We start from the raw sequence: 16,538 nt of genomic DNA on the forward strand, positions 1-16,538 counted from the left end.
GATAAGCCTCGCTTGATACGCTGTCAACGCAAGCAGAGGCCCGTATACTGGTGCCGGCTCGATCCTAAGGAGGTTCCGATGAGCGATAGCGTGCCGGCGATGATCACCCAGCCGCGCTTGATGATGGTCGGCGGTGGCGCCTGTGGCGAGGCGGCCGCGTCCATGGCGCGGATAGGGGTGTCGCGGCCTTTGATCGTCACGGATGCTTTCATCCATGATAGCGGCATGCTGGCACGCCTGACCGATGGCCTGGACGACGCGGAGATCGCCTATGAGGTGTTCGCCGACACCGTGCCCGATCCAACAACCGAGGTGGTTGATACGGGAGCCGATGTGCTGCGTGCCGGTAACTTCGACAGCATGATCGCGATCGGCGGCGGCAGCCCCATCGATACCGCCAAAGCCATGGGAGTGCTCGCCACCCACGGTGGCCAGATGCACGATTACAAAGTCCCGGCCCAAGTCGATTCAAGCGACTATCCGATCGTCGCCATTCCCACCACCGCCGGCACCGGCTCTGAGGTGACGCGCTTTACCGTCATCACCAATACCGAAACCGACGAGAAAATGCTCTGCATGGGTCTCGGCTATGTGCCCGTCTGTGCGTTGATCGACTACACCCTGAGCATGACCATGCCGTTACGTTTGACGGCCGACACGGGCATCGACACGCTGACCCACGCCATCGAGGCATATGTGAGCAAAAAGCAAAATCCTTTTGCCGATTCCATGGCTCTATCTTGCATGCGTCTGGTGGCGGGCAGCATCCGCACCGCATGCGCCACGCCAGACGATGCCGCGGCGCGCGAAGCCATGATGCTAGCGGCGACCCAGGGCGGGCTCGCCTTCTCCAATGCCAGTGTCTGCCTGGTGCATGGCATGAGCCGGCCCATCGGCGCGCACTTCCACGTGCCGCATGGGCTGTCGAATGCCATGCTACTACCGGCGGTAACCGCCTTCTCGGCGCCGCAAGCAGTCGACCGCTATGCCGATTGCGCCCGCGCCATGAGTGTGGCCGATGCCGAGGTGGGTGATCAGGCCGCCGTCGCCATGCTGGTAGAGGAGCTGCGGGCGCTCAATGCCGAACTCGAGGTGCCGAGTCCCGAAGCCTACGGCATCGACGCCGACAAGTATCGTGAGCTGACGCCAACCATGGCCAAACAGGCTCTCGCGTCTGGCTCGCCCGGCAATAATCCGCGTGTTCCTAGCGCCGAGGAGATCGTCTCGCTTTACGAGGAGGTCTGGGCCTGACTGCCGCGGATTTTGGCGTTGTCGGGCTTGGTGTGATGGGGCGCAATCTGGCGCTCAACATCGCCGAGCATGGCTTGCGGCCCGTCGTCTACGATCGTGACCCGGAAGTTGCGGCCGCCGTGCCGGACCAAGACGTTGCCACACTGGGTGCGCTTGCTAAGGCCTTGGCGCGCCCGCGGCGAATCTTGCTCATGGTTAAGGCGGGACAGCCCGTGGACGACGTGATTGATTCCTTGCGCGCCCACCTCGAACCAGGCGATGTGATTATCGACGGCGGTAACACACACTGGATGGATACGGCGCGCCGCGCCGAGGCCTTGGCGGATGACGGCATCATGTTGCTCGGCGCGGGCATCTCGGGCGGTGAAGAGGGCGCGCGGCATGGCCCGGCTATCATGGTCGGCGGCGACGAGAGAGCGTGGCAGATTGTGGCGCCGGTGCTGCGCGCTATCGCAGCGGATGTGGGTGGCGAGCCCTGCTGTTGCCGCTTCGGTCCCGGCGGTGTCGGGCACTTCGTCAAAATAGTCCATAACGGTATCGAATATGCTGTTATGCAGGCTATCGCCGAGACCTGGATCATGCTGCGCGACCTCGCCGGTCTTGAGGCGGCGGAGGCTTCGGCTGTTTTTGCGCGCTGGAATGACGGGCTGCTCGGCTCCTATCTCATGGAGATAACGGCTGATATTTTGGCTACGCCCGATACCTTGGCGGACGGTGCCCTGATAGACAAGGTCGACAATGTTGCCGGCCATAAGGACACCGGCCGCTGGACGGGCGAGGCGGCAATGGCGCTCGGCGTAGCGACGCCGGTCTTGTTGGCAGGTTTTTTCGCCCGTGGCATTTCGGCCGACATCTCTGTCCGCGCCGCCGCGCATCATTCGGCGGCGGGCGCTGCGGATGTAGCGCTCGACGATTTGCAGGCTGCGCTTGGGGGCAACGGTGATCATGGCCTACAGCGAAGGCTTCCGTTTGCTACAGGTGGCATGGCGGGCCTACGACTGGGGGCTCGAGCTCGCGACGGTCGTCCGCGTCTGGCGCGGTGGCTGCATCCTGCGGGCACGTCTGCTCGAGCCCATTGCCGAGGCATACGAGGCATCGCCAGACTTGTCGTTCCTCGCTGTCGCTATGGCGCGCGCTATCGCCGCAGCCGAGAGCGGTTGGCGGCAAACGGTGACGCTGGCCGTAGGCCAGGGCGTTTCCCTGCCCACCATGTCGGCCGCCTTGGCCGCCTATGATGCTCTGCGGGCGCCGTCGCTGTGGACCAGTTTGGTGCAAGCGCAACGCGACCGCTTCGGCGCCCACGGTTATCGCCGCCGGGACAGGGAGGGTGATTTTCATAGTGCTTGGACAGGCGATGACTGAGCCGACGGTGGTGGTGATCATGGGTGTCGCGGGTTGCGGTAAAACCACCATCGGCGAGCGCCTTGCCAAAGTTCTGAACGCGGCCTTCGAGGAAGGCGATGCCTACCACGACGCAAACAGTGTAGAGAAGATGCGCGCTGGCACCCCGCTCACCGGTGCCGATCGCGCTCCCTGGCTCGCCCGCCTTGCGGATGCTATGGACGGCTGGCTGGCCGAGGGCCGACGCACTGTGCTTGCTTGCTCGGCGCTGAAGGCTGTCTATCGTGAGGCGCTGATTGGCGAGCGTGAGGGTGTCGCCCTGGTCCATCTCACCGGCGATGAAGCACTGATTTACGCCCGCCTCGCGGTGCGGCACAACCACTACATGCCGTCAACCCTGCTCACTAGCCAATTGGCGACCCTGGAGCCGCCCATGGATTGCATCACAGCTGAAATAGATGGGGCACCGGACGAGATGGTGGCGGAAATCCGAAGTCAACTTCAGCTGCCGTTCGCCGCAAAATCGATTTCCCCTGTGTCTCGCGACGAGTGAACGACATGGATAATTCTGGCTATTTTATCTTCGTACCCAGAGAAGGTCAGATATCACAGATAGAGCAATATCCGCATCGTTTCTTGCGGCCTCAGTCAGTCCAATGCTTGTGCGCGCAAGCGCCTCATCCCCTGTTCGGCAATTTTTCCAATCACCCAATCCGACTTGAGTTTCAGAGCGCAGGGCCTCCGGTCGTGCGTTGTGCTCTCGTTCTTGATCGTTAGGCAAGCGAAGGTCGGCGCGGATGCTTTCGCTGGCGCTACTGTAGAGATCGTTGGCACTCTGGCCAGCCACAAATTTTTCGAGATACTTGCCGAGGTTATAGCTAGAGGGCATGGTCACGCTCTATGCTTGCCTGTGAAACTATTATTTTTTGATCGTATGGGTTTTCAGCGCTAGATTTAATATGACTTCGGTAGATCCAGCGCCTGTTCGGCGATGTAGCAGAGCACGAGCTGTTCGCTGACGGGGGCGAGTCGGCTGATCCAGATCTCACGCAGTAGGCGCTCGACGTGGAACTCGGCGGCATAGCCATAGCCGCCGTGGGTCATCACAGCACGTTCGCAGGCATGATGGCCGGCGCGGGCGGCGAGCAGTTTGGCGGCGTTGGCCTCGAGGCCGCAAGGTTTGCGGCTGTCGTAGAGTTCGGCCGCCTTAAAGGTCATCAAATCGGCCGCCTCCAACTCGGCCCAGCATTCGGCGAGCGGATGCTGGATGGCTTGGTTCTGGCCGATAGGACGGCCGAAGACAACGCGCTCGCGGGCGTATCTTGCGGCCCGAGAAAGCGCCGAGCGACCGATGCCGACTGCCTCGGCCGCCACCAAAATGCGCTCGGGATTTAGACTATGGAGAAGATAACGAAAGCCCATGCCTTCCTCGCCGATGCGATCTTCGTCAGGTACCTTGAGGCCGTCGATAAGGAGCTCGTTCGAATCCACGGCATGTCGACCCATCTTGTCGATGCGACGCACGTCCACCGCGTCACGGTCGAGATCCGTGTAGAACAGGCTCAAGCCCTCGACGGGCTTTTCGCATTCCTCGATTGGCGTGGTGCGGGCGAGAATGAGCACCTTGTTGGCTACCTGTGCTGTTGAGGTCCAGACCTTGCGGCCGTCGATGCGGTAGCCGTTGCCGTCGCGCTTGGCGCGGGTGACGATGCGGGTCGTGTCGAGCCCGGCATCAGGCTCGGTGACCGCGAAGCAGGCGCGCTCGCGGCCTTTAATTAAGGGGGGCAAAAAGCGTTCTTTCTGCTCGTCAGTGCCGAAGACGACGATCGGATTGGGGCCGAAGATGTTCATGTGTACGGCCGAGCAGCCCGACATCGCAGCGCCCGAGGCGGCGATCGTAGCCATCATCAGGGCCGCTTCGGTGACGCCCAGGCCGCTGCCGCCATAGGCTTCAGGCATGGCGATACCGAGCCAGCCATCCGCTGCTAGTGCCGCGCAGAAATCGTGTGGGAAGGCGGCTTCGCGCTCGCAGCTGAGCCAATAGGCATCATCGAAATCGCTGCATATGCGGGCGACGGTATTGACGATTTGGTCCTGCTCTTCGGTGCGGCTGAAAGTCACGCGTCCCTCCTCTTCTCTCACAATCGCGAGAATACCACCCATAGGCTCGGCCAATAGGAGCTTCGATGCTATACTCGCCCCGGCTTTCGTGGGGAAGTTGCATATAGAGACGACGCGAGGATATGTGCGATGCATATTGGTTCCATTTCGTCACGCCTTGGCGCTCTTGCTGTCATTGGATTTCTAATGGCGTCTCAGGGGCAAGCTGGTCATCATGACTGGCAGGATGATCTGAGCCCGATCGGTGCCGAAGATTGGAACTACGACCGTGCGGCGCATCTCATCGAGCGGGCGGGTTTTGGTGCCACGCCGGCCGAGATTGAGGCGCTCGCCGCGATGACGCCGGACGAGATCGTGCGCTGGCTAGTGAACTACGAGTCTGTCCCCAACGGTAATCTGCCGGCTTTCGAACATTCCGGTATCTTCGAGCCCGGCCTCGACCCGTTCCCGCCAAGCCGCCCGGCGACGACCGCGCTCGGCCGTGCCAACGGTGAGGCACTCGGGGTACGCGTGAAGCCTGCGGGGAATCGGCGTTTGCAGCCGGTGGTCAACAAGTTTTTCTACTGGCTGCGCGCCAGCATGCTAGAGACCCGCCGTGTCGCCTATTGGTGGGGCGGGCGCATGCTCGCGACCGAGCGACCGCTCGAAGAGAAGATGACGCTCTTCTGGCACGGGCATTTTGCCACCATCGAAAGCAAGGTCCGCGACTATCGCAAGATGCTGCTGCAGAATGAGACCTTGCGCCAGAAAGCCACGGGTAATTTCGGCGAGTTGCTGCTTGCGGTCGCCCAGGATCCGGCCATGCTCGCCTTCCTCGACGCCGGGGTGAACGTTGCCGGGGCCCCGAACGAGAACTTCGCCCGAGAGGTCATGGAAATCTTCAGCATGGGCGTCGGCAATTATTCCGAGACCGATATTCGTGAGGCGGCACGAGCCTTCACGGGCTGGTATTTCGATAATCTCACATTCGTGGTCAACGCCCACCAGCATGACACGGGAGCCAAGACCTTCCTCGGCCAAAGCGGCAATTTCGACGGCGCTGAGGTGGTCCGTATCATTCTCGAGCAACCTGTCACAGCCGAGTACATTTCGGCCAGGCTTTACCGCTTTTTTGTGCGCGAAGACTTATCACCGGCGCTCAATGCCAGGCTGGCCGCGATCCTGCGCGATGCGGACTACGAGCTGAAGCCGCTGCTGCGCGCCATATTTCTGTCGCGCGACTTCTACAGCGCGACGTCTGTCGGCAGCCATATCAAGAGTCCGGTCGAGCTGGTCATCTCGAGCTATCGCAAGCTGGGGTTGCACACCCTCCCGGGCATCCCGGACTTTAACGAGTCCACCGGTGTGCTTGGCCAGGCACTATTTTGGCCGCCGACCGTCGCCGGCTGGGCCGGCGGGCGCAGCTGGGTCACGCCGGGCCTGCTGCTCGAGCGCGGTAATTTTGCCCGGCGTGTGCTGTTCCCGGACATCGATTTCGTGCCGCACGATATCTATGCATCGGATGGCCTGATCCGCGAGGTGCATCGGCGGACTGTGACCGGCGCGGACATCACCACGGCGACCATGCCGCCGGTGGCGGATGCGGGCGGCATGATGGCCGAATCCAACATGATGGCCGACCGGAGCGAGGACTTTAATACCCGCTTTGGCAGCTATCGCGGCTGGCAGATGGCGATTGAGCGGGTCAAGCCCATCCCGCGCGCCGCCGCCGTGCTCGATCTTGCCCGCATGGTGCGCGAGGCTGGGCTGACAACGACCACCGAAGTGGTCAATCATATGCTCATGCGCCTGCTACGCGTGCCGCTCGGTGCGACCGAGCGCAACATGCTTGTTAGCTTCCTCGACCAGGAGCTCGGTACCTCTGATATCGTACGTGCTGAGAGCTATCTCGAGGACGGCTTGCGTATGCTCGTGCACCTAATCATGAGTCAACCAGAATATCAGCTCGGGTAAGAGTGGGAGCCGGATGATGAAGAAGACTAACCCAGGTGTCGGTATCGATCGGCGGACCTTGCTCGGCGCCGGCTTTACCTGTGCCGGCCTCGGCCTGTTCGGCGGGCCGCTTGGGCGCGCGGCCTTGGCCGCAGCGGGCGATACCTCGAACCGTATCCTTGTAGTGCTTGAGCTTTCGGGCGGTAATGATGGCCTTAATACCGTCGTGCCTTACGCGGATGACGCCTATTATCGCCTGCGACCGAGCGTTGCCATTCCGGAAGACAAGGTGCGCAAGATCGACAGCCATTTCGGGTTTAATCCCGGCCTGTCTGGTTTCGAGCGCCTCTATAAGAACGGCAAGATGGCCATCGTGCATGGCTGCGGCTACGCCAATCCGTCCTTCTCGCATTTCACATCCATGGCCTATTGGCACACGGCAGCACCCAATAGCGGCAACGAGCATGGCTGGATGGGGCGGCTAGCCGATACCATGCGGCCAGGCGGAGCCAGCAACTTCATCGTCAATATAGATGCCACCCAGTCATTCGCCGTACAAAGCCGCGACCATGTGCCGGTGGTGTTCGACGATCCAGACAAGTTCGCCCGGCAAGGCTTCAACAGCGAGACGCCGATCTTCCAGCATGTCGCCGAGGCGCCGGACGATCACAATGCGTCACGCCGCTATCTGCTCGACATCGCCCGCGGCGCCCTCGACGCCTCGGCGCTGGTGCGCGAGGCTTGCGACAAGTACGAGACGCCCGTCGACTATGGCCTCGTGCCGGTGGACATGAATAAGATCGCGGCCCTGATCGCCGCTGATATGCCGACGCGGCTCTACTACACCGCCTTCCGCAACAACGCTTTTGATACGCACGTGCACCAGGGCAATTTGCACCGACGCCTGCTGACCTATGCGGCTGACGCCGTGCACGGCTTCATCGCTGACATGGAACGCATCGGCCGCGCCGACGACGTGGTGGTGTTGATGTTCTCGGAATTCGGCCGCCGCGTGCCCGAGAACACTAGTCTCGGCACAGACCATGGCGCGGCGGGCACCATGTTTCTTGCCGGCAAGCCTGTTAAAGGTGGCCACTATGGCGCAGTGCCGAGCTTGACCGCGCTCGACGAAGGCGACAACCTCGACTTCACGACAGATTTCCGACGCGTTTATGCCTCGGTCATCGACGGTTGGCTCGGTGTTGATGCAGCGGCCGTGCTCGGCGAAGAATTTGCCACTTTCGACATGATTGTGTGATGCACGTCACGGTCGGGAAGCTAATTCAACACTATATTTTTTATCACTGAGTTCGACCTCCCTCCCTGACAAGGGCCGCGCCGGTGACCTCCCCACCCGGGCAGCGGCCTCTTTTCTGCCTAATGCGCTTCGTCCCAGTTGGGCCCGGCACCGACGTCCACGGTCAGCGGCACGACAAGCTCACGCGCTGGGAGCGGGGCGGCTTCCATGACGCGCTTGACCACGGCGGCGGTTTCATCGACTTCCGCTTCGGGTACCTCGAAGATCAGCTCGTCGTGCACTTGCAACAGCATCTGCGCGGCAAGATCGGTTTCATCTAATGCTGGCTGCATGCGGATCATGGCGCGCTTGACTATATCGGCGGCGGAGCCCTGCAGGGGCGCATTGATCGCCTGGCGTTCGGCGAAGCCGCGGCGTGCCGGGTTTTGTTCGCCGATGCTGCGCACATGGCAGCGGCGTCCGAAGATGGTCTCGACGTAGCCGTTGGCGCGGGCGAACGCCTTGGTGTCTTCCATATAGTCGCGGATGCCCGGGTAGCGCTCGAAATAGGTCTCGATATAGGCCTTGGCCTCGCCTTGCGGAATGTCGAGCTGGCGCGCCAGCCCGAAAGCGCTGATGCCGTATATGATGCCAAAATTGATTGCCTTGGCGCGTCGGCGCGTGAGCGGATTCATGCCCTCCTGCTCGACACCGAAGACCTGTGCAGCGGTCATGGCGTGGATATCGGCGCCTGCCTGAAAAGCGTTGACCAGTGCATCGATGCCTGCGACATGGGCTAGCAGGCGCAGTTCTATCTGGGAATAGTCGGCGCTCATCAGCACATGCCCGAGCTTGGGCACGAAGGCGCGGCGAATCTTGCGCCCCTCCTCACTGCGCACAGGAATGTTCTGCAAGTTGGGGTCGGTCGAGCTGAGGCGGCCTGTGGCGGCACCGGCCATGGCATATGACGTGTGCACGCGACCTGTCTCGGGATTGATTTGCTTGACCAAGGCATCGGCATAGGTGCTTTTGAGCTTTGCCAGCTGGCGCCAGTCAAGCACGCGGGCAGGCAGGTCGTGACCTTGCGCGGCCAGGTCTTCGAGGATGTCGGCGCCCGTGGCGTACGCACCGGTTTTTGTTTTCTTGCCGCCGGGCAGCTCCATCTCGCCAAATAGCACCTCGCCAAGCTGTTTCGGCGAGGCGATGGTGAAGGGATGGCCGGCAAGGCCTTGGATTTCCACCTCCAAGGTCCTCATACGGGCGGCAAAATCTGCCGACAGGCGCGCAAGTTCAGTCCGGTCGACCAAAATCCCGCGCCTCTCCATCGCTACCAGGACCGGCGCTAGTGGCCGCTCCATGGTCTCGTACACGCTCACCATGTTCTCAGCAACCAAACGGGGTTTCAGCACACGATCGAGGCGCAAGGTGATGTCGGCATCTTCGGCAGCATACTCGCAGGCGTCGGCCACGGGTACCTTGTCAAAAGTAATTTGGGACTTTCCTGTGCCGATCAGCGTTTTGATTTTGATCGGGTCGTGGTCGAGATGTAGCCTCGACAGCTCATCCATGCCGTGACCGTGGCTGCCAGCATCGAGCACAAAGGATATCAGCATGGTATCGTCCATAGGTGCGATAGCAATGCCGTAGGACTTTTGCGCTAACAGTAGCATGTCGTATTTGAGGTTCTGCCCGACCTTCATGACAGCTGGGTCTTCGAGCAGCAACTTGAGCACCTGGAGTGCGTCGGCGAGTGGAATCTGCTCCGGCACTTCTCCCATCAGGTCGCCATCGGCTGGACGGTGACCAAGAGGGATATAACAGGCGCACCCCGGTTCGATGGACAGCGAGACGCCGACCAGCTCGGCCTGCATGGCGTCGAGCCCCGTGGTTTCCGTATCGACGGCGACGCGGCCCGCCTCGCGTGCGGCGTTAGCCCAGCGCTCCAGCTCCTCAATATCGGTCACGAGCTCGTACGACGTTGCCGCGGGCTGCGGTGTGGCGCCTGGCGACTCAGCGGCAGAGCTATCGGACTCCCAGTCATGCTCGGCGCACAGCCGCGCCAGCAGACGGTCGAAATTCTGCGCCTCCAGAAACGGGATTAGCACCTCCGGGTCGAGCGCCATCGGGCCAAAGGTCTCAACCGGTTCATCGACCGGAACCTCACGGTCTAAGGTGACGAGTTGCAGGCTAACCCTCGCCAACTCGGCATTGTCGATCAAGGTCTGACGCCGTTTTGGCTGCATGATCTCTTCGGCGCGCGTGAGCAGTGCGTCGAGATCTCCGTATTCGTTGATGAGTTGTGCTGCGGTCTTCACTCCGACGCCTGGAACGCCGGGCACGTTGTCCGTAGAATCGCCGGCCAGTGCCTGCACCTCCACCACCTTCTCGGGCGGTACGCCGAACTTCTCCACCACCTGGTCGGGCCCGATCTCGCTCATACGGACCGGATCCATCATGACCACGCCGTCGCCGACTAGCTGCATCAAATCCTTGTCCGAGGAGACGATGGTCGCCCGCCCGCCCGCCGCCACCGCCTGTGCAGCGTAGGTGGCAATCAGGTCGTCGGCCTCGAACCCTTCGCGCTCGATGGCGTGCAGTCCGAAAGCGCGCGTCGCCTCGCGAACCAGGGAGAATTGTGGGATTAACTCCTCCGGCGGCGGCGGCCGGTTGGCCTTGTAGTCGGCATAAATATCGTTGCGGAAGGTGGTGCGCTTGGTGTCGAACAACACTGCGACCGCGTCACAGTCGAGCTCACTGACAAGCTTGTAGAGCATGTTGCAAAAGCCGAGTACGGCATTGACTGGCGTGCCGTCGGCCCGTGTCAACGGCGGCAGCGCATGAAAGGCTCGGAATAGAAATCCCGAGCCGTCCACAAGACACACATGCCGTCCGCTGGCACCGTTGCTCATGGCCCGACCATGCCGCAGGCAGTCTGAGGAGTCGAGGGGGAGGGCAGGCACAGCGGAATCATGCAAGAATGTCGGCCCGCCTGATCTTGAGCGAAAGACTTGCCACCCATGCCCGATAGCTCTGCCAGGGGATCACCGCTCGGCCCACGCTTGATCGTCGGGCGATTGCCGGTGCCGGTACCGGTGCGCTTGGCTGCGTTCTACGGCGCGGCCTTTCTGATGATCGGAATTTACGGACCCTATTGGCCGATCTGGCTTTCGAGTCGCGGACTCGGGGCAGGCGAGATCGGTCTTTTGTTGGCGCTCTCGACCTGGAGCAAGGTGCTAGGCAGCCCGCTTTTCGCGAGTCTAGTCGATCGTCTCGGCGCGCGGCGTCGCGTGATGTTAGGTCTGGCTTGCGCAGCGCTGGCGGCCTTTGCCTTCTACGCTTCGGCGGGGCCGTTCTGGGCCTTGTGTCTCGGCGCTATGCTGACCGGCTTCGTCTTTCCGCCGCTGCTGCCGATGATCGAGAACATGACCTTGTTGGCGTCGCAGATCCGCCGCTTCGACTATGGTCGCGTGCGCCTTTGGGGTTCGATCACCTTCATCGCCGGGGCCTCTGGCGGCGGCGCCTGGTTGGCCGGCAGAAGCGAGGGCTGGATTCCTGTCATGATGCTCGGCGCTGGCATTCTTATCGTGCTTGCTGCCGCGGGCCTGCCGGATGTACGCTTGCCGTCTGTCGCACGCGGTCATGGCTCCTTTCGGCGGCTGTTGGCGAGCCGGCCGTTCCTCTTATTTCTTGCCGCGGCCAGCCTCGTGCAGTGCAGCCACGCCGCCTTCTATGGCTTTGCGACGTTGCATTGGCGGACCACCGGCCACAGCGAGGCCATCATTGGTTTGCTCTGGGCCGAAGGCGTGGTGGTGGAGATCGTGCTGTTTGCCTTTGCCGGCAGCGTGGTGCGCCGGACGGGGATTGTGCGGCTGCTCGGCCTAGGTGCCGCGGCGGGCGTGTTGCGCTGGTTGGTCATGGGGCTAACCGTGGAGCTGTGGGCTCTGGCGCTGGTTCAGCTTCTGCACGCAGCGACCTACGGCTGCACGCACTTGGCTGCCATGTCTTTCCTGCAACGCGCCGTGCCCGATACGGTATCGGCAAGCGCCCAGGCGCTCTATTCCGCAATTGCCATGGGGGCCGTTCTGGCTCTGACGATGATGGCAGTGGGCGCCTTGTACGCCGCCGTTGCGGGCCAGGTGTTCTTCGTCATGGCGGCGATGACGCTGGTTGGTGGTGGCTTCGCGGTCTTGCTGGCGCGGGCCTGGGACGGCGGTGAGCTTCCGGTCACGATGCCGTCTCCCGCTTGAGCACAAAATGGCGGCCGCAATAGGGGCATTTCGAGGTCCTGTCCTTGCCGAGGCGTAGATAGACACGCGGGTGGCCAAACGCCCCACTGCCTCCGTCGCAGGAAAACACCGTGCTCTCTACCTCTGTCGTCTCGTCGGTCGCTATATTCATGTTCTCCTCTGTCGTTGGCTTCCAATTTAGCGCGGGCAACGCTGCTTGCCCAGCGATCCTCGCTAGCATAGGCTGCCGCTCCCCATGATCTCCAACTGCTTGCCAAAGAGCCCGACAGAATCCGTGCGTGCGCCCGCTATTTGCGCGCGCGCGCTGCGCAAGGTTTATGGTGCGGGCGTCGAAGCATTGAAGGGCATCGACCTCGACATTCCGGCGGGCTCCATCTTCGGTCTGTTGGGGCCGAACGGGGCCGGCAAGTCAACCTTCATCGATATTCTTGCCGGTCTCGTGCGCAAAACCTCTGGCCAGATTGAGATCTGGGGTCACGACATCGATACGGCTCGCCGCTCCGCCTCTAACAGCATTGGCATCGTGCCCCAGGAGCTAGTCATCGACCCCTTTTTCACACCGCGCGAGAGCCTCGAAAATCAAGCGGGCTATTACGGTGTGCCCAAAGCGGAGCGCCGCACAGACGAGATCCTCGAAGCCATGGGCCTTGCCGACAAGGCGGAGGCCTATACCCGCCGGCTTTCTGGCGGTATGCGTCGGCGTCTGATGGTGGCCAAGGCTATGGTGCATGCGCCGCCCATCCTGGTGCTTGACGAGCCGACCGCCGGCGTCGATGTGGAGCTACGCGCCCAGCTTTGGCGCTACATGCGTCGGCTCAACGACAACGGCACCACGGTGCTGCTTACCACTCATTATCTGGAAGAGGCGGAGGAGACCTGTGACCGCATCGCCATCATCGCCCGCGGTGAGGTGGTGGCCTGCGATAAGACTGAGGCGCTTCTGAACCGCCTCGGCCACAAGGAGTTCGCGTTGGTGTTGGCTGAGGATGTGCAAGAGGTGCCGCCCGCGCTCGCCGCCTTCGGGGCTGCGCTAGAAGGAAACCGGCGCTTGACGCTACGCTACCAACCAAGCGAGACCCGTGTCACTGAGATCCTCGCCGCCGTTGACAACGCCGGTCTGATCGTGGCGGATATCTCGACCCACGAGCCCGATCTTGAAGACCTGTTCCTGGAGCTGACCGCCGGGGCGGGACGAGGTGGTTAGGGGGCGATAGCGCGGGCAAGAGCGGTAAGGCCCACGGGGGTGAGTTTTGCTTTCTGGCATGGCCAAAAAGCACGCCTTATTTGACACATCATCTCAGCTGCCGTCGGCCTGCTGTTGGTGCAGTGTGGTAATTTCGTCGGCCAACGCCTTGCTCGACCGCGAGCTGACGCGCTGGTCCAACGCTAACTGTTGCGCGGTATTGCGGTCCGGGTAATTACGCAGGCGTGCCTCGAGCTTGACTTAGGCCTCGTTAGGCAGTTGTAGGCGATGGCCTTGATCAGGCTCGTCCTTGGCCTGCATGAACAGTACGAAAATCTGCTTGGCCAAGGCCTCGACTTCGGCATTGTCATCTGCAAAAACTACCGAGATGCGGGACGTCACCAAAAGAATCACAATCTTGATGTACCGTAAGACGTGCATCAGATAATTGCAGGTATTGGGGCAACAAATCGCAGCTTATAGGAGAAGCTGTGGATAGAGTTCTGTTTCTGTTGTCTTGCGTCGTCTGCGCCCCTGCGTTATCCGAAACGGGTCGTTCTCGAGCTATGGATCGTGCCTATGACAGATGCTGCCTCCGGGCCACTTTCTGGGATCACCGTTGTCGACATGACGCGGGTGCTTGCTGGCCCCTATTGCACCATGGTGCTGTCGGACCTTGGCGCCCGCATCATTAAAGTCGAGCCGCCGGGCGGTGACGATGCGCGCGCCTACGGACCCTGGGTGGACGGGCTCTCAGCCTATTTCATGTCGCTCAACCGCGGTAAGGAGAGCATCGTGCTTGACCTCAAGGATGCGGGGGATAAGGCGATCCTGGAAGACTTGTTGGAACATGCCGATGTGTTGGTCGAGAACTTCCGTCCCGACACCATGACCAGGCTCGGCTTCGGCTACGAAGCGGTGAGCGAGCGCCACCCACGGCTGATCTACGCTGCGTGTTCCGGCTTTGGCCAGACCGGGCCTGATTCCCAGCGTCCGGCCTATGATATGGTGGTGCAGGGCATGGGCGGCATCATGAGTCTGACTGGCCACGAGGGCGGCGAGCCGACGCGGGTGGGCACTGCGATCGGCGATATCACCGCCGGCATGTTCACGGCTATCGGTATAAACGCGGCGCTGTATGAGCGCGAGTGCAGCGGCCGCGGCCAGTTCATCGACATCGCCATGCTCGACTGCCAGGTGGCAATCCTGGAGAACGCTATCGCGCGCTACTTCACCACTGGGGAGACGCCCGGCCCGAGTGGCGCGCGGCATCCCGCCATTGCGCCTTTCGAATGTTATCGTAGCGGCGATGGTCACATCATCATGGCCGCCGGTAACGACGCGCTGTTCGTGCGGTTGTGCGAGGCGCTGGACATGGCGGGCCTGCCGAGCAATCCGCTGTTCTCGACGAACCCGCTGCGTATGCAGCATGTCGAGGCCCTGAAGGTGGAGTTGGAGGCGGTGCTGACTACGGACACCACCGAGCATTGGCTGGCTAAGTTGGAAGCGGCGGGCGTGCCCTGCGGGCCACTCAACACCGTCGCCCATACGGTCAGCCACCGTCAAGTACTGGCGCGCAATATGGTGGTTGGTATTGACGACCCCAAGGCGGGGCCGCTGAGAATCGCCGGCAACCCGATCAAGATGCCGGCTCACCCCGATCCCGAAAGCCGCGGTGCCGTTCCCGAACTCGACGGCGACCGAGCGCGGATCTTGGCCCAGTTCAGCAGCGGCTGAGTGATGCGCCGACTGCGCCATGTCCTATTCGCCATCGTGACGATGATAGTTTTAGCCATGGTCGGCGGGTCCTGGTGGCTGAGCGGAACTTTGCCGCAGGTAGATGGTGAGCTTATCGTTGAAGAAATAAATACGACACTAATAATTTTACGTGATGGTGACGGCGTGGCGAACATCCGGGCTAAGAGTGAGCGCGACGCCACGTTTGGGCTCGGCTTCGTCCATGCTCAGGATCGGTTTTGGCAGATGGAGCTGGCGCGCCGCGTCGGTAGCGGTCGCCTGGCGGAAATGCTGGGTGCGCGCGCGCTGCCCGCCGATCGCTATTTCCGCACACTTGGGTTGGCGCATGTGGCTGAGCATAATCTTGCTGCGCTAAGCGCCGAGACCCGCAATTTGCTCACTGCCTACGCTGCCGGCGTCAACGCTTATCTCACGAGTCACGATGGCCCGTTGGCCATCGAGCTGGCATTACTGCGCCATACTCCCGAGCCCTGGCGTCCAAGCGACTCCATTATTGCCATCCAGATGATGGCTATGCAGCTCGCCGGCAATGCGGCGGAAGAGGCGATGCGAGCCAAGCTGCTCAAGCGCCTCAGCCCGGAGCAGGTCGCGACGCTTTGGAGCAACGATGCCGCCGCCCCGCCGCCCTGGCTAGCCGCCCTCGATGATGGTGTGCTCGAACGGACTCTTGCCGCCCTGCCACCACCGCCACCGGCCGATGTCGGCTCCAACAACTGGGTCGTCGCCGGGTGGCGTTCGACGAACGGAAAGCCGATCCTCGCCAACGACCCCCATCTCAGGCTGACCGCGCCGACCACCTGGTATCTGGCCCATCTTTCGGCGCCGGGATTCAACGTCATCGGTGCCACCATTCCCGGCATTCCCGTGGTTGTGGTTGGGCGCAACAGAGATACCGCCTGGGGCGTCACCAACACCGGCACCGACGTGCAGGACTTGTTCGTGGTCGACGAGGACGACGTGATAGGGGTGCGCGAGGAAGCGATAGGTTTCGGCGATGACAGTGGGACCATTATCGTGCGCGAGACCGCCCACGGCCCCATTATCTCCGACGTACGCGCCGAGCATGCCGATATCATCGCTCCCGGCCAGGCGATAGCGCTGCGCTGGACCATACTCGACGGCGACGACCCCACTATCCAGGCCGGTTTCGCGCTCGCCCGTGCCAGTTCTGTCGATGACGTGCGGCGCGCTTTGCGTGACTTTCACGGTCCCATGCAGAGTTTTGTCATGGCCGACAGCGCCGGTGCCATCGCCTTTCTCGCCGCCGGCCGCGTGCCGGTGCGCGCCGCAGGGGACGGTTGGCTGCCGAACAACGGCGAGGGCGCTTGGGGGCCTGATATCCCTTTCGACGAGTTGCCTGCCGCGCGCAATCCCGCCGCCGGCGTGCTGTTCTCCGCCAACCAGCGCATCGTGGCGTCCGACTATCCCCACTTCCTCACCTACGACTGGGCCGTGCCCTATCGCGCCC

The 16,538-nt window shown here is 62.1% G+C and carries 14 protein-coding genes; 9 read left to right on the forward strand and 5 right to left on the reverse strand.

The annotated features are described in order from the left end of the window. Positions 1–78: 78 nt before the first annotated feature. Positions 79–1,251: an iron-containing alcohol dehydrogenase gene (locus tag QF629_08440; GenBank protein MDP6013555.1), complete on the forward strand. Its 1,173-nt coding sequence runs from the start codon at positions 79–81 to the stop codon at positions 1,249–1,251. Here the strand turns inward: QF629_08440 and QF629_08445 are convergent. Further along, positions 1,230–2,198 carry a hypothetical protein gene (locus tag QF629_08445; GenBank protein MDP6013556.1) on the reverse strand — a complete coding sequence of 323 codons (969 nt, stop codon included), beginning with the start codon at positions 2,196–2,198 and terminating at the stop codon, positions 1,230–1,232. The two genes, QF629_08440 and QF629_08445, sit on opposite strands and share 22 nt — an antisense overlap. On the opposite strand from QF629_08445, the gene QF629_08450 reads away from it, so the two are divergent. Further along, positions 2,197–2,613, forward strand: coding sequence for a hypothetical protein (locus tag QF629_08450; protein ID MDP6013557.1), 417 nt, complete (start codon positions 2,197–2,199; stop codon positions 2,611–2,613). The two genes, QF629_08445 and QF629_08450, sit on opposite strands and share 2 nt — an antisense overlap. Further along, positions 2,606–3,145: a gluconokinase gene (locus QF629_08455; GenBank protein ID MDP6013558.1), complete on the forward strand. Its 540-nt coding sequence runs from the start codon at positions 2,606–2,608 to the stop codon at positions 3,143–3,145. The genes QF629_08450 and QF629_08455 overlap by 8 nt, the downstream gene beginning before the upstream one ends. Positions 3,146–3,546: 401 nt before the next feature. On the opposite strand, the gene QF629_08460 is transcribed toward QF629_08455, so the two are convergent. Further along, on the reverse strand, positions 3,547–4,713 hold the full coding sequence (locus QF629_08460) for an acyl-CoA dehydrogenase family protein (protein ID MDP6013559.1): 1,167 nt from the start codon (positions 4,711–4,713) through the stop codon (positions 3,547–3,549). Positions 4,714–4,899: 186 nt separating this feature from the next. Between QF629_08460 and QF629_08465 the strand changes: the two genes are divergently transcribed. Together QF629_08465 and QF629_08470 are read left to right on the forward strand one after the other, a co-directional pair. After that, positions 4,900–6,666, forward strand: a complete 1,767-nt coding sequence (locus tag QF629_08465) for a DUF1800 domain-containing protein (GenBank protein ID MDP6013560.1) — start codon at positions 4,900–4,902, stop codon at positions 6,664–6,666. Positions 6,667–6,679: 13 nt separating this feature from the next. After that, positions 6,680–7,903 carry a DUF1501 domain-containing protein gene (locus QF629_08470; protein ID MDP6013561.1) on the forward strand — a complete coding sequence of 408 codons (1,224 nt, stop codon included), beginning with the start codon at positions 6,680–6,682 and terminating at the stop codon, positions 7,901–7,903. Between the two features lie 119 nt (positions 7,904–8,022). Here the strand turns inward: QF629_08470 and polA are convergent, their stop codons facing one another. Next, on the reverse strand, positions 8,023–10,791 hold the full coding sequence (gene polA, locus QF629_08475) for a DNA polymerase I (protein MDP6013562.1): 2,769 nt from the start codon (positions 10,789–10,791) through the stop codon (positions 8,023–8,025). 108 nt (positions 10,792–10,899) lie between these two features. Here polA and QF629_08480 point away from each other — a divergent pair, with 108 nt between their 5' ends. Beyond that, entirely contained in the window at positions 10,900–12,129 is a 1,230-nt protein-coding gene (locus tag QF629_08480) for an MFS transporter (protein MDP6013563.1), read from the forward strand. Here the strand turns inward: QF629_08480 and QF629_08485 are convergent. Further along, on the reverse strand, positions 12,107–12,280 hold the full coding sequence (locus QF629_08485; protein ID MDP6013564.1) for a zinc-finger domain-containing protein: 174 nt from the start codon (positions 12,278–12,280) through the stop codon (positions 12,107–12,109). The two genes, QF629_08480 and QF629_08485, sit on opposite strands and share 23 nt — an antisense overlap. A gap of 84 nt (positions 12,281–12,364) precedes the next feature. On the opposite strand from QF629_08485, the gene QF629_08490 reads away from it, so the two are divergent. After that, positions 12,365–13,333 carry an ABC transporter ATP-binding protein gene (locus tag QF629_08490; protein ID MDP6013565.1) on the forward strand — a complete coding sequence of 323 codons (969 nt, stop codon included), beginning with the start codon at positions 12,365–12,367 and terminating at the stop codon, positions 13,331–13,333. A 240-nt stretch (positions 13,334–13,573) separates the two neighbouring features. On the opposite strand, the gene QF629_08495 is transcribed toward QF629_08490, so the two are convergent. Further along, positions 13,574–13,753: a hypothetical protein gene (locus QF629_08495; protein ID MDP6013566.1), complete on the reverse strand. Its 180-nt coding sequence runs from the start codon at positions 13,751–13,753 to the stop codon at positions 13,574–13,576. A gap of 138 nt (positions 13,754–13,891) precedes the next feature. Here QF629_08495 and QF629_08500 point away from each other — a divergent pair, with 138 nt between their 5' ends. Beyond that, positions 13,892–15,049: a CoA transferase gene (locus QF629_08500; protein ID MDP6013567.1), complete on the forward strand. Its 1,158-nt coding sequence runs from the start codon at positions 13,892–13,894 to the stop codon at positions 15,047–15,049. A gap of 3 nt (positions 15,050–15,052) precedes the next feature. Next, positions 15,053–16,538, forward strand: a 1,486-nt coding sequence (locus QF629_08505) for a penicillin acylase family protein (protein ID MDP6013568.1), incomplete at its 3' end; no start/stop codon positions are given.

It is taken from the genome of Alphaproteobacteria bacterium (assembly GCA_030739735.1).
GTDB lineage: Bacteria > Pseudomonadota > Alphaproteobacteria > UBA7887 > UBA7887 > UBA7887.

Coding starts and splice junctions, on each gene's coding strand:
- QF629_08440 (MDP6013555.1), top strand. CDS start 79: ATGAGCGATAGCGTGCCGGCGATGATCACCCAGCCGCGCTTGATGATG.
- QF629_08450 (MDP6013557.1), top strand. CDS start 2,197: ATGGCCTACAGCGAAGGCTTCCGTTTGCTACAGGTGGCATGGCGGGCC.
- QF629_08465 (MDP6013560.1), top strand. CDS start 4,900: ATGGCGTCTCAGGGGCAAGCTGGTCATCATGACTGGCAGGATGATCTG.
- QF629_08445 (MDP6013556.1), bottom strand. CDS start 2,198: ATGATCACCGTTGCCCCCAAGCGCAGCCTGCAAATCGTCGAGCGCTAC.
- polA (MDP6013562.1), bottom strand. CDS start 10,791: ATGAGCAACGGTGCCAGCGGACGGCATGTGTGTCTTGTGGACGGCTCG.
- QF629_08470 (MDP6013561.1), top strand. CDS start 6,680: ATGATGAAGAAGACTAACCCAGGTGTCGGTATCGATCGGCGGACCTTG.
- QF629_08495 (MDP6013566.1), bottom strand. CDS start 13,753: ATGCACGTCTTACGGTACATCAAGATTGTGATTCTTTTGGTGACGTCC.
- QF629_08490 (MDP6013565.1), top strand. CDS start 12,365: ATGATCTCCAACTGCTTGCCAAAGAGCCCGACAGAATCCGTGCGTGCG.
- QF629_08485 (MDP6013564.1), bottom strand. CDS start 12,280: ATGAATATAGCGACCGACGAGACGACAGAGGTAGAGAGCACGGTGTTT.
- QF629_08500 (MDP6013567.1), top strand. CDS start 13,892: ATGACAGATGCTGCCTCCGGGCCACTTTCTGGGATCACCGTTGTCGAC.
- QF629_08480 (MDP6013563.1), top strand. CDS start 10,900: ATGCCCGATAGCTCTGCCAGGGGATCACCGCTCGGCCCACGCTTGATC.
- QF629_08455 (MDP6013558.1), top strand. CDS start 2,606: ATGACTGAGCCGACGGTGGTGGTGATCATGGGTGTCGCGGGTTGCGGT.